Here is a 12,564-nt window from a genome sequence, read left to right as displayed (position 1 = left end):
GTTCGGTGCTCGAAATTCTAATGCGCTACTAGTGTCCTGCCTTGGCAGAATTGGACTCCTATCTATACTGAACATGCTGGCCACAGCAAATTTCGTCGATGACGTTCGCGGCCTTAAAACGCCGTATCTGATCGTTGTCGGCGACAAGGATCCCGGACTTGACTCCACAGCCATGCAGCACACTTTTCTGGCGCGGCATCCGAATGCAGAATTGCACGTCATTCCCAACTGCGGCCACTACCCGATGCAGGAGTGTCCACCGTATTTCGCAACCGTTATCGAGGGTTTCCTGAAACGCAAAGCCGTTTGACCTGAAGGGCGGAGGTCACGTTGAACGCGGACATATTCGGGCCTGGGCCTGGATTGTCCGCAAGGAGTCGACCGCGGACGGATGGAGAAGCGAGGCCCAACGTTCACATGCTCTCGACGGGCCTACACCCACAAGCACTAGCACTTAGAAAAAACTACTCACTTCACACGCTCTAGCACCACATGAAGCGAGCCTTTATAGCTGCGCTCAGCAAAGGGCTTATATCCCAGACGACTCGCGATCCGAAAGGACGGAAGATTCTCCTTCCCAATCAGACACACAGTACGCTTCGGCGATAGCGTCTCATCGATCCACCGATGCGCCGCAGCTGCAGCTTCGAGCGCAACGCCTTGCCCTTGCATGGATCGGGAAATGATCCAGGCTGCTTCCGGATATCCATCGAAGTCTTCACCGAGGGCACGATGAAAATCCGCCAGTCCGGTCTCACCAATGAACTGTCCGTCGGACTTTCGAAAAACAGCAAAGAGGCCGAAGCCTAGCAGCGACCAGTGCCCTGCATATCGCAGCAGCCGGTTCCACCCATCCTCGCGCGACAGCGTAGGCGCAGCGATGAACTGAAACAGCTCACGATCAGTAAACATGGCGTACCACGCCTCAAAATCGGCAAGGCGATGGGGGCGTAAGATAAGGCGTTCGGTCTCGATCATTGGGTGAATATAACCTAGGTGCAGAATCGGACGCACGAGTCCCTCAGTGCCATGGAAGCGGTTGGCAATCACCCTATAACCAAGGCCGGACGCCAAGGAGACATCATGCCCATCAAGAGTATGCACAACGTCGGCATCGTGGTCGAAGATATGGACGCAACCATCGAGTTCTTCACCGAACTCGGTCTCGATCTCGAAGGGCGTGCCCCAGTAATTGAAGGGGACTGGGCAGACGGCGTCACCGGACTGCGTGGCATGCGCGTCGAGATTGCCATGATGCGCACACCAGACGGTCACAGCCGGATCGAGTTCTCCCGTTTCCTCGCACCACCCGTGGCCGCGGATCACCGCATGGCCCCAGTGAACGCGCTCGGCTATCTACGCGTCATGTTTGCCGTCGAGGACATCGACGATACGCTCGCGCGCCTTGCCAAACTCGGTGCGAAGCTCGTCGGCGAAGTGGTCCAGTATGAGAACGTGTATCGGCTCTGCTACATCCGCAGTCCCGAGGGAATTCTCATCGGGCTTGCGGAAGAACTCGGGCAGTAGACTTCGCGGGAGAATCCCATCGAACACGGTCGTCGAGACGCGATACGACGCCTCGCGCTAACGCTGCGACGTACGTTCACCAACATCCACCGACCGCTTCCCACGCGTCAACGAAACACTCCGGAATTGTTCGCGCTGACGCTCTTCGTTAAAGATCGACAGCGACGGCTTAACCAGATCATGTCGCGACACGATACCCACTAACAAACGGCCCGTTTCATCCGCCACCACCGGCACACGATCGAGCGAGCGCGAGGCAAGACGCGCCGCGACAAGCCGGCATGTTTCGTCGGGCAACGCAACATCGGGATGCTGACCCACGCACAGATCACCGACGCTAGTTGTTCTGGCATCGTCCTGCGCTACCGCAATCAACATCTGCCGATCCACCATCCCGACCAGCACTCCAGCGCGCACGATGGGATACGCCCGGTGCAGTTGCTGCGAATCGAAGTACTGCTCAAGCGCATCGGTCACGCTAGCATCCGCATCGATGGTTTTTACCGTACGCGTCATGACTTCGTCGACGTGATGCCGTTCGAGCGGATCGATCCCGTATTCGCGGTAGATGTGGTATCCACGACGCGCGATCTTCTCGGTCAATATCGAGCGACGCATGAACAGCACCGTGAATCCGTACGACACGGCTGCGGAGGTCAGCAACGGCAGCAACGCATTCGCATCGTGCGTCAGTTCAAATGCGAACACCACCGCCATGATCGGCGCGCGCATCATCCCGCCGAGCGCCGCTGCCATGAAAACCAGCGGCCAGACAGCGGGGTCGCCACCCGGCATCATCGGACCGAACACAGCGCCTAGGCCCGCACCCATCATCAGCAGCGGGGCGAGTACGCCTCCCGACGTTCCGGACCCTAGCGCGATGACCCAGATCACCGCCTTGACGAGCACGATTGCCAATACAACGCTCACCGTCAGGTGATTCAGCAGCAAGTCGCCGATCACGTCGTAACCGACCCCAAGTGCACGAGGCTGAAAATAACCGCCGATGCCTACGGCAATACCGCCCAACGCAGGCCACCACATCCAGTGGATCGGCAGGCGCGCAAACAGATCTTCCACCTTGTAAAGCCAGCTCGACAGCGCCCACGAAAGCGCACCGGTCATGAGTCCCGCGACCGCACACGAAGCGAGGCCAATCGGGCCAAGCGGCAGCGTCTGCAGAGGAAACAGCGGGCCAGCGCCCATCAAAAGAGGTCGTGTAAACCCAGCCACCGCGCAGGCCACCGCAACCGGCAACAAACTGCGTGGACGCAGCTCGAACAGCAGCAACTCGACAGCGAGCAATACCGCGGCGACCGGTGTGCCGAACACAGCAGTCATACCGGCCACGGCACCCGCAACCAGCAGCGTCTTACGCTCGCCGCTCGACAGATGAAAGTACTGCGCGATGAGTGAGCCGATCGCGCCACCCGTCATGATGATCGGACCTTCCGCGCCAAACGGACCGCCGCTGCCGATCGCAATAGCAGACGCAAGCGGCTTGAGCACGGCGACCTTCGGCGACATCTTGCTCTTGCCGAACAGGATGGCTTCGATCGCTTCTGGAATGCCGTGTCCGCGGATCTGTTCGGAGCCGAATCGCGCGATCAATCCGACAACCAGACCGCCGATCACCGGCACGACGAGCACCCACCAGCCTAGCGTGTTAGTGGAGGGCGAGTGGTTCCCGATCGATACCGTCTGAAAGAAGAACAGATTGGTAAAGAAGCGAATCAGGTGGAGCAGGAAGCCGGCCGCGAGGGTACTCATTACGCCTAGCGTCGCCGCAATGAATGTGATTCTGAGCAGCCGGGTATCGGTGGCGAAATCGCCTTTGGAGGTGTTCACGTGTACGTCGAATCCAGATAGTCGGGTGTAAGAGCCAGTTTCAGGCACATGTTGCACGGAATTATACATCACAATATGATGTATAATCGGAGCATGGTCACGCGGCTTTGGGAGTACCGACCTGTGCTGACTCCGCTCAAACGGATTCTTCTGTGCTACGACGCGACGCCGGAAGGGCGGTGTGCGCTGCGGTGCGGCGCGATGCTCGCGCGACAACTGCAGGCTGAAACGCATCTGCTGTCTATTCTCGACATCAACTGCTGGATGAGCGGCTTCGACGTTCTCTCTTCGATGAGGCTCGAAGTCGACGAACTGGCGGCAAAGGAGACGCTGCACGATGGGAATGTCCAGACGCGCTGACTTCTTCCCCGGCGCTAACGCATATCATTCTGCGATATAGTTTCCGCTCACTGCATAGATGGGATTCCGATGAAAGAACAGATTCGTGCGCTAACCAAGGCCAACTTCGAGCAGTTGTCGGAATTCCGCTACCAGATGCGACGCTTCGAGCGCTTCTCCGAACAGGCTGCGCAAGACGAAGGCATCACGCCGTTGCAGTACCTGTTGCTGCTGCACATAAAAGGTTATCCGGAGCGCGACTGGGCGACGATCGGCGAACTGGCCGAGCGGCTTCAGGCGCAGCATCATGGAGTGGTTGCACTGGTTTCGCGTTGCGAGGCGCTTAGCCTGGTTCGACGTCAGGTGAGTGAGGTCGACCGCCGTCAGGTGGAAGTACACCTTGAAAAAGCCGGCGAGCGAGTGCTCGTGAAGCTTGCTGAGTTGCATCGTGCAGAACTGAAATCGCTTAAAGGCGCGTTTCAGATTCCGCAAATCGACTTTGAATAGCGGCGTTTAAGCGGCATTTAAGCGGCTTCAATCCGCTTGCGATTCGCGGATCAGCTTCCCAAGCAGGCGCTTCAGTTCTTTCGTGTTGCGCAGGCCGAGTGCTTCTTCGATCGCATCATGATGCGCGTCGACGCTACGCCTTAGACGCGCAACCAGTTCCAGACCCCGATCGCTGATATACACGAGCACCTTGCGGCTGTCGTTTTCATCCTGCGCGCGTTGCACAAGGCCGCGACTGACGAGCTTGTCGATGTTCTTCGTCAGTGCAGGATGATTGAGCAGCACCGTCTCGGCCAGTTCGCCCATTGCATGACCTTGTTCGTCGGACACCGCCTGAAGAATGCGCCAGTGTTCTTCGGTCACCTGTTCGTCGGCGATCGACTGGGTCACGCCGAGCTTCATCTGACGATTCGCTGACGCCAGCAAATAGGCGAGATAGTCTGAGAGTGCTTGTTCCGGCATGGTAGATGCATATCGTGGGTTGAATGCCATCGATCTTACGCAAGTAAACTTTCCCAGGAAAGTATCGGTGCGAAAATACACCGTGGCGGTGCGACGCGGGCCTCTGTGCGCCCGTTGATGGTGCGCGCGCGAGCGTAGAGTATGGAGTGTCGTGCTTCTTGCCAGAACCAGGAGACTGCCTTGCCCGCCTGTTCGACCGTCAACGTAGTACTCGAGCGACGATGAAGCGACGTTCCCCTTCGCGACGCCATGCGAAAGAACTGACGATTGCCCTGTGCGTGCCGCTAGGCGGCGCGGCGGGCCTTTGGGGGCCGGCCGCGCTCGCGTCGGCACGCCTTGCCGTGGCAGAGCTCAATGCATCGTCGGGCATTGCGGGCCGGTTTTGCCGGCTGGTCACGATCAATGCCGGCGACGACGCCCACGAAATCGAGGCAAGCCTGATCGAGCTGGTCGAAGCCGAAGAGGTCGACGCACTCGTCGGCATGCATACGAGCGCCGTGCGCCACGATCTGCTCAACGCCATCGGCGGAAGCATTCCGTTCGTCTATACGCCACTCTACGAAGGCGGTGAACGCACGCCCGGTGTGTTCGCGATTGGGGAAACCACCGTCAACCAGTTGCGTCTCGCGATTCATTGGCTTGGCGAGCATCGCCATCCGCGCCGCTGGATGTTTGTCGGTAACGACTATGTATGGCCGCACGTGACGCATCGGCTCGCGCATCGTTTCGTCGGCGAATCCGGCGCGAGTGTTGTGCGCGAAATGTATCTGCCGTTCGGCGGCGGCGATTATGGCTACGTGCTCGACCAGATACGTGCCCAGAAGGCCGACGCTGTATTGCTGTCGTTGATCGGTCAGGACGCGATCGACTTCAATCGCGCTTTTGGCGCCGCAGGTCTTGCGGGACGTGTGGTGCGTCTGTCGTGTGCGCTCGGTGAGAACGAACTGCTCGGCATCGGCGCGCAACATACCGACGATCTCTACGTCGCATCGGGATACTTCGCCAGCCTGAATACCGACGCCAATCTGTCGTTCAAGGAGCGCTACCACAGTCACTTCGGTGCCCGTGCGCCGACGCTCGATACCTTCGGCCAGTCCACGTATGAGGGCGTTCACTTTCTAGCTGCGTTGCTCGACGATGCCCGCCGGCGCAATCCCGCCGACGAAGGTGGACTTGCCCGGCTCGGCACCGCTCCGCTCGCGTATCGCAGTGCGCGTGGCGCGGCCTATGCCGGTGGCCGGGTCAATCGTGTACCGATCTACCTCGCTCGAGCAGCAGGTCACCAGTTCGAGGTGATCACACCAATTTGATCTCCATGCTGCGCAGCAACGATTTATTTTCCACGGAAAATAAATCGTTGACTTGGAAAATAGTCCTTCCTACCATTGCTCGCAGGTCAGGTGTGCCGCATCCAGGATACGGCTGACCGTCAAGGCACGTCGGCCTGAAGAAGAGGCCGACCTGTCCCGATTCCCATCGAGTGAGGAGTCGTCATGGCAGTCAAACGTCCTACGCCTGGTCAGCTTGACGAGGTTGCGTTGAGTCTCGGTATTCATCTGTCGGAGTCCCAGCTTGCCAGCTACAACCAGCTGTTGCAGGCCAATTTCGATGCCTACGATGTCATCGATGCGTTGCCTGACTATGTGCCGCGCGTGACGTACCCGAGAACGCCAGGTTACCGGCCGTCTGCCGAAGAAAACCGCTACGGCGCCTGGTATGTCAAGACCGAGGTGAAGGGCGCGCCGACCGGCAAGCTGGCAGGCAAGACGGTGGCGCTCAAGGACAATGTTTGCTTAGCCGGCGTGCCGATGATGAACGGTGCCTCGACACTCGAAGGCTATGTGCCCGATGTGGACGCAACGATCGTGACGCGCCTGCTCGACGCGGGCGCGACGATAGTCGGCAAGGCCACCTGCGAATATTTCTGTTTTTCGGGCGGCTCGCATACGAGCTCGCCTGCGCCGGTTCATAACCCACGACGCGCCGGTTATTCCGCGGGCGGCTCGTCGTCTGGCAGCGCGGCGCTCGTTGCAGCAGGGGAGGTCGATCTTGCGATCGGCGGCGATCAGGGCGGATCGATCCGTATGCCGGCGTCGTATTGCGGCGTGTATGGCATGAAGCCTACGCACGGACTCGTTCCCTATACCGGTGTCATGCCGATCGAACTGACCATCGATCACACAGGGCCGATGTCCGCGACGGTCGCCGACAACGCGCTGATGCTGGAGGTGCTCGCGGGCCCCGACGGTCTCGATCCTCGCCAGTATGCGGAGCAAACCTCGAAGCCCTACGCCGATCTGATGAAAGAAGGCGCGCGCGGACTAAGAATCGGTGTCGTACGCGAAGGCTTTGGCTGGCCGCAATCGCAGGCCGCATCCGACGACAAGGTGCGCGAGGCCGCCAATCGCCTCACCGATCTCGGCGCAAAAGTCAGCGAGGTGTCGATTCCCATGCATAAGCTTGGACCCGCCATCTGGCTGCCGATTGCAGCAGAAGGCGCGACCCAACAGATGATGAAAGACAACGGTCACGGCTTCAACTGGAAGGGTCTCTACGTGACGGGCATGATCGACTTTCATGCGGGCTGGCGCGAGCGCGCCGACGAACTGTCGGAGACACTCAAGATCACGATGGTGCTGGGCGAGTATTTCATCAAGCACTATCGCGGGCACTTCTACGCAAAGGCGCAGAACCTGTCGCGGCAACTGAAACTTGCTTACGATACGGCATTGTCCGACTATGATCTGTTGCTGATGCCGACGTTGCCGCTAACCGCCACACCGCTTCCCGAAGCGGGCGCGCCGCTGGAAGAGGTGATTACGCGCGCTTTCGAAATGCTGCCGAATACCTGTCCGTTCGACGTGACCGGACACCCGGCAATGAACGTTCCGTGCGGCATGATCGAAGGATTGCCGGTGGGCATGATGCTGATCGGCAGGCATTGGGACGAAGCGACGATCTATCGGGCGGCCTGGGCGTTCGAGCAATCCGCCGACTGGACCACGCTTTAAGTTGCATCGTACGAGCCATTCCTCTTAAGCGCGTGAAGAGACGCATACGCTGTTTAACCGCCGCATCTTATTCTGGACCCTTCCATGGATCGTCGTTCGTTCATCAAGTCGTCCGCTCTTTCCCTTGCCGCCGGCGTGGCCGGTGCGGTGCCATTTGCAGCGTCAGCTGCGGATGAAATCCTGGTTGGCGGCATCACGGACCTGTCGGGTGGTCTCGACATCTACGGCAAGCCTATGGCCGATTGCCTGACGATCGCAGTTGAAGAATGGAACGCGCAAGGCGGTTTGCTTGGCAAGCAGATCAAGCTGTTGACCTACGATCCGCAGTCCAGCATGCAGCTCTATACGCAGTTTGCGCAGCAGGCAGCGCTCAAGGACAAGGTCGCGGTCGTGCAGGGCGGTATCACATCGGCCTCGCGCGAAGTGATGCGGCCGGTGCTCGATCGCTATCGCACGCTCTATTTCTACAACACGCAGTACGAAGGCGGTGTGTGCGACCGCAATACGTTTTGCACCGGCGTGACACCGGGGCAGACCGTCGCGAAGCTCGTGCCGTACGCGATGAAGAAGTGGGGCAAAAAAGTCTATGTCGTCGCGGCCGACTACAACTACGGCCAGATCACCTCGCAGTGGGTCAAGAAGTTTGTGCAGGATAACGGCGGCTCGGTCGCATCGATCGATTTCTTTCCGCTCGACGTGACGAATTTCGGTTCGACCATTTCGAAGATCGAGGCGGCTAAACCGGACATGGTGGTGTCCGCGCTGGTGGGCGGCGCGCATATGTCGTTCTACCGGCAATGGGCGGCAGCCGGTTTGCACAAGAAGATCCCGCTTGCGTCGACGACCTTTGCGGGCGGCAATGAGCAGATCGTGCTCTCCCCCGAGGAATGCGACGGGTTTCTGGTGTCGTACAACTACTTCGAAAATCTCGACAATCCGGTCAACAAGGCATTCAAGGACCGCTTCCACAAACGTTTCGGCAGCAATTATCCGAACATCACCGAGCTCGCGATGGGCACCTATCAGGGCTTCAATCTGTGGGCGCAGGGCGTGAAGAAAGCGGGCACGCTAGAACGAACCAAGGTAATCGAGGCACTCGAATCCGGTATCAGCATCGATGCACCGAGCGGCAAGGTATCGATCGATCCGGCCACGCACCACTGCGTTCTCAACGTCAGTATTGCGCAGGTGCGCAATCACAAACTCGATATCGTCGAGACATTCCAGGCGCAGCCACCTAGCGATACGAGTGCCGTGTGCAACCTGATCAAGAATCCGCGCGACAACCAGCAATACGTGATCAAGCTGTAAGGCTCGCCTCGTCAGGTAACCGGCAATACGCGATGTGAAGGAGGTTCGATGGATCTCGCCGCCATTGTGGTCATTCAGGTGCTGTACGCAATCGCAAGCCTCGTCGTTGTCTCGGCGGGACTGGCGGTCATCTTCGGCATGATGAAGGTCATCAACCTCGCGCACGGCGAGTTCATGATGCTGGGCGCCTATGCGGCAATCGAATCGATCCGGTTCGGCGTCAATCTGTGGGTCGCGATTCTGGTCGTGGCGCCCAGCGTGGTCGGCGCGATCGGCATCGTGCTGGAGCGCCTCTTCATTCGCCGGCTGTATGGGCGCATGGTCGACACGATGCTCGCCACATGGGGACTCTCGCTGCTGTTGATCGGCATCGTCACTTCGATTGCGGGCAATACCACAGCTGGAATCTCCGCTCCGCTGGGCAATTTTTCTATCGGCGCCTATTCCGTCAGTACCTATACGCTGGTCATCATCGCGGTTGCGCTCGTGCTCGCATTTGCCTTGCGATGGGTGCTGCTGCATACGTCGCTTGGACTGATCGCGCGCGGCACGATGCAGAACCCGCAGATGGCCGATGCGCTCGGTATCAATCCGGGTGTCGTCTATTCGACGACCTTTGCGATCGGTGCGGCACTCTCGGGTCTGGCCGGCGCCTTGCTCGCGCCGATGACCGGCGTGGTGCCGACGATGGGCGGTGCGTTCGTCGCCAAAGCGTTCATTACTGTTATCGGTGGCGGACCTGCCATCGTGATCGGGCTTGTCAGTGCATCGACGCTGTTTGGCGCGATCAACCAGATCGCCACGTTCGCCATGACACCTGTCATGGGCGAAGTCGCGCTGCTGATCGGCGCAATCATTATGCTAAGACTGCTTCCACAAGGCATCACTGGGCGCTTCTTCAAGGGGACGCTGTGAGCACATCGACGCCGGATGCCCCTGTCATACCGGGACCGAATGCGCTAGAGCGTTTCTCCCGTTCGTGGAAAAGCGCGGCATTGACGCTCGCGGTCGGCGTGGTGCTGCTCGTCGCTTTGCCACACATGCTCGACGACTTCGCACTGGTGCAGGCCACGATCTACGTGGTGATGTCGATCCTTGCCGTGAGCCTCGGTTTTATCTGGGGTTTTGGCGGCATCTTGTGCTTTGGACAATCGGCGTTCTTCGGATTGGGCGCCTACACCTATGCGATTGCCGTCACGAACCTCGGCGACAGTACGGTGCCGTTTCTACTCGCGATTGTCTTGCCCGCCGCGTTTGCGGCCGTGCTGGGCTATCTGATCTTTTACGGTCGCCTTTCCGATGTCTACATGGGCGTCATCACGCTGACCGTCACGCTGATTCTCTTCAACCTGATCAATTCGACGGCAGGGCCGGAGTGGAAGATCGGCAATGCGCCGCTCGGCGGCTTCAATGGCATTCCAGGCATTGCGCCACTCAACGTGCCCGGCAATATCGACGATGTGATCGGGCCGCGCGGGTTGTTCGAGCTGTCACTCGGTGCATTGCTTCTTGTGTATGTGCTGCTGCGTGCGTTGCTGGCGCTCAAGGTCGGTCGTGTCATCGTCGCGGGCAAGGAAAATGAACAGCGTCTGTTGCTGCTCGGCTACGACACGCGTGCGTACAAACTCTTTACGTTCGTACTGGGTGCGGCGATTGCCGGACTAGCCGGATGTCTCTTTGCGAACTGGGGCGCCTTTACGAGCCCGACGATCTTTGGCCTTGCGCAATCGGCGCAGATCATCATCTGGGTGATTGTCGGTGGTCTGGGTACGCTGGTTGGGCCGATAGTGGGCTGCGTCGCCATTCAATGGCTGACGACGCAGATCGGCACGCAGCAGACCGTCAATTCGAATCTCGTGCTCGGAGCGATTCTCGTCGGCTTCGTGTTGATGCTTCCACGCGGTATCGTGCCCGCGATCGGTTCGTTGGGCGCCATGCTCGTTCGGAAGTTGCGCGGCGGTACCGTCGCAGCGACGACTGCGGAACAGCGGCGTGCGTCGACCGCGCGGGATCGTACGCAACGCACCGAGCAGGGTAGTGCCGCTGAAACCGCGCCCGCCGATCCGCATCAGGAGGCCGCACGATGACGACACCGTTACTCGAAACGCGCGATCTGAACGTGCGCTTCGGTGGCGTGCACGCCACACGCGATGTCAATTTCACGCTAGCCGAAGCCGAATTGCGCTGCGTGATCGGCCCAAACGGTGCCGGTAAAAGTACCTTCTTCAAGCTGCTAACCGGCCAGGTCAAGCCGACTTCAGGACAGATCCTGTTTCGCGGCAAGGACGTCTCCAACATGCGACCGCATGAGCCCGGCCGCCTCGGCATCGGGATCAAGACCCAGGTGCCGAGTCTTTTCAATGGGCTCTCGGTATGGGACAACGTCTGGCTTGCGGCCCGTCGCGTGCACACGCCCGCACAAACGGAGCGCGTGACACGCGAGGTCCTCGAACGGGTCGGTATGTCGGCTTATCGTGAAGCGACCGTCGGTCTGCTCGCACACGGCCAGAGGCAATGGGTCGAACTGGCGGTCGTGATCGCCGCGGACCCACCGCTGATCCTGCTCGACGAACCCGCCGCCGGCATGAGCGATGCCGAAGTCGCACGCACGGCGGATCTGATTCTGGACATCAACCGTCGGCACGCGCTCGTGGTGGTCGAGCACGATATGAGCTTCATTCGCCGCATCGCGAAGACGGTGACGGTGCTGCATCAAGGCGCGATCATTCGCGAAGACACGCCGGATCGCATCATGAGCGACCCGTTGATCCAGCAGATCTATCTGGGCAAGAAACCGCAATGAATGCAGATGGCGCAATGCTCGACATCACCGGGTTGTGCTCGGGCTATGGCTCGATTCCGGTGCTCTACGACGTGTCGTTGTCGATCGCGCGCGGCGAATCGATCGGCATCCTGGGGCACAACGGCATGGGCAAGACGACGCTGCTGCGCACGCTGATCGGCGCATTGCCGGCGACGTCGGGCACGATCCTTTTCGACGGTGCCGATGTGACGCGGCTCGCACCTCACGCGAGGTCGCGCCGCGGTATGGCTTACGTGCCGCAGGGGCGTGAGATCTTCGCGGCGTTGAGCACCTACGACAATCTGCGTCTCGGCCTGATCAAGACCGGGCGAAAGCCCGATGCGGTTATCGACGCCCTGCTCGAAGATTTTCCGCGTCTGAAGCCGTTGCTCGATCGGGCCGGCGGTTCGCTCTCAGGGGGCGAGCAGCAGTTGCTGGCACTTGCGCGTGCATTGGCGGGCAAGCCAGACTTGCTGTTGCTCGACGAGCCAACCGAAGGCATTCAACCATCGATCATCGATGAGATCGCGGAGACACTCGTCAAGTTGCGCGAGCGCAGCGGCCTGACCATCGTGCTGGTCGAACAGAACCTCGATTTCATTGCGGCAGTATCGCAACGCGTGCTCGTCATTCGACGCGGACAGATAGGCGGAGAGATTCCGCGCGAGCATCTGTCGGACGTGGAAATCGTGAGTCAGTATGCCGGCGTGCATGCGTGACTGTATGCTTTGCGCACGTAGCAGGCCGGGAGGACCT

Annotated in this window: 14 protein-coding genes; 11 read left to right on the top strand and 3 right to left on the bottom strand. The window is 59.6% G+C overall.

Going from position 1 to position 12,564, the window contains the following annotated elements; translation table 11 throughout:
- The first annotated feature begins 73 nt into the window (after window positions 1-73).
- Complete coding sequence (locus FNZ07_RS25995) at window positions 74-310, top strand: alpha/beta fold hydrolase (RefSeq protein WP_245811532.1); 237 nt, start codon at window positions 74-76, stop codon at window positions 308-310.
- A 158-nt stretch (window positions 311-468) separates the two neighbouring features.
- On the opposite strand, the gene FNZ07_RS25990 is transcribed toward FNZ07_RS25995, so the two are convergent.
- On the bottom strand, window positions 469-1,014 hold the full coding sequence (locus FNZ07_RS25990) for a GNAT family N-acetyltransferase (RefSeq protein WP_211367940.1): 546 nt from the start codon (window positions 1,012-1,014) through the stop codon (window positions 469-471).
- Window positions 1,015-1,083: 69 nt separating this feature from the next.
- On the opposite strand from FNZ07_RS25990, the gene FNZ07_RS25985 reads away from it, so the two are divergent.
- Window positions 1,084-1,527, top strand: coding sequence for a VOC family protein (locus FNZ07_RS25985; protein WP_091014546.1), 444 nt, complete (start codon window positions 1,084-1,086; stop codon window positions 1,525-1,527).
- A gap of 57 nt (window positions 1,528-1,584) precedes the next feature.
- On the opposite strand, the gene FNZ07_RS25980 is transcribed toward FNZ07_RS25985, so the two are convergent.
- Window positions 1,585-3,375 (bottom strand): chloride channel protein, encoded by a 1,791-nt coding sequence (locus FNZ07_RS25980; protein ID WP_245811531.1) that lies wholly within the window; start codon window positions 3,373-3,375, stop codon window positions 1,585-1,587.
- A gap of 123 nt (window positions 3,376-3,498) precedes the next feature.
- On the opposite strand from FNZ07_RS25980, the gene FNZ07_RS25975 reads away from it, so the two are divergent.
- Together FNZ07_RS25975 and FNZ07_RS25970 are read left to right on the top strand one after the other, a co-directional pair.
- Complete coding sequence (locus tag FNZ07_RS25975) at window positions 3,499-3,735, top strand: universal stress protein (protein ID WP_245811530.1); 237 nt, start codon at window positions 3,499-3,501, stop codon at window positions 3,733-3,735.
- Between the two features lie 69 nt (window positions 3,736-3,804).
- Window positions 3,805-4,221, top strand: a complete 417-nt coding sequence (locus tag FNZ07_RS25970; RefSeq protein ID WP_091014541.1) for a MarR family winged helix-turn-helix transcriptional regulator — start codon at window positions 3,805-3,807, stop codon at window positions 4,219-4,221.
- A 27-nt stretch (window positions 4,222-4,248) separates the two neighbouring features.
- Here the strand turns inward: FNZ07_RS25970 and FNZ07_RS25965 are convergent, their stop codons facing one another.
- Window positions 4,249-4,683: a MarR family winged helix-turn-helix transcriptional regulator gene (locus FNZ07_RS25965; protein WP_091014538.1), complete on the bottom strand. Its 435-nt coding sequence runs from the start codon at window positions 4,681-4,683 to the stop codon at window positions 4,249-4,251.
- A gap of 221 nt (window positions 4,684-4,904) precedes the next feature.
- Here FNZ07_RS25965 and FNZ07_RS25960 point away from each other — a divergent pair, with 221 nt between their 5' ends.
- The 7 genes from FNZ07_RS25960 (at window position 4,905) to FNZ07_RS25930 (ending at window position 12,527) form a co-directional block, all read left to right on the top strand.
- Window positions 4,905-5,993 (top strand): substrate-binding domain-containing protein, encoded by a 1,089-nt coding sequence (locus FNZ07_RS25960; RefSeq protein WP_245811529.1) that lies wholly within the window; start codon window positions 4,905-4,907, stop codon window positions 5,991-5,993.
- Between the two features lie 183 nt (window positions 5,994-6,176).
- Window positions 6,177-7,694: an amidase gene (locus tag FNZ07_RS25955; RefSeq protein ID WP_091014536.1), complete on the top strand. Its 1,518-nt coding sequence runs from the start codon at window positions 6,177-6,179 to the stop codon at window positions 7,692-7,694.
- Window positions 7,695-7,778: 84 nt separating this feature from the next.
- The gene (locus FNZ07_RS25950; protein WP_091014534.1) at window positions 7,779-9,005 is read left to right on the top strand and encodes an urea ABC transporter substrate-binding protein; all 1,227 of its coding nucleotides are present in this window, start codon (window positions 7,779-7,781) and stop codon (window positions 9,003-9,005) included.
- A 48-nt stretch (window positions 9,006-9,053) separates the two neighbouring features.
- Window positions 9,054-9,920 (top strand): ABC transporter permease subunit, encoded by an 867-nt coding sequence (locus tag FNZ07_RS25945; RefSeq protein WP_091014531.1) that lies wholly within the window; start codon window positions 9,054-9,056, stop codon window positions 9,918-9,920.
- Entirely contained in the window at window positions 9,917-11,092 is a 1,176-nt protein-coding gene (locus tag FNZ07_RS25940) for a branched-chain amino acid ABC transporter permease (RefSeq protein WP_245811528.1), read from the top strand. The genes FNZ07_RS25945 and FNZ07_RS25940 overlap by 4 nt, the downstream gene beginning before the upstream one ends.
- The gene (locus FNZ07_RS25935) at window positions 11,089-11,808 is read left to right on the top strand and encodes an ABC transporter ATP-binding protein (RefSeq protein ID WP_091014529.1); all 720 of its coding nucleotides are present in this window, start codon (window positions 11,089-11,091) and stop codon (window positions 11,806-11,808) included. The genes FNZ07_RS25940 and FNZ07_RS25935 overlap by 4 nt, the downstream gene beginning before the upstream one ends.
- Window positions 11,805-12,527, top strand: coding sequence for an ABC transporter ATP-binding protein (locus tag FNZ07_RS25930; RefSeq protein WP_245811527.1), 723 nt, complete (start codon window positions 11,805-11,807; stop codon window positions 12,525-12,527). The genes FNZ07_RS25935 and FNZ07_RS25930 overlap by 4 nt, the downstream gene beginning before the upstream one ends.
- The last annotated feature ends 37 nt before the right edge of the window (window positions 12,528-12,564 follow it).

Origin of the sequence: Paraburkholderia megapolitana (genome assembly GCF_007556815.1) — a bacterium.
Classification (GTDB): Bacteria; Pseudomonadota; Gammaproteobacteria; order Burkholderiales; family Burkholderiaceae; genus Paraburkholderia; species Paraburkholderia megapolitana.
This window is presented reverse-complemented; position numbering and strand designations above follow the sequence as displayed.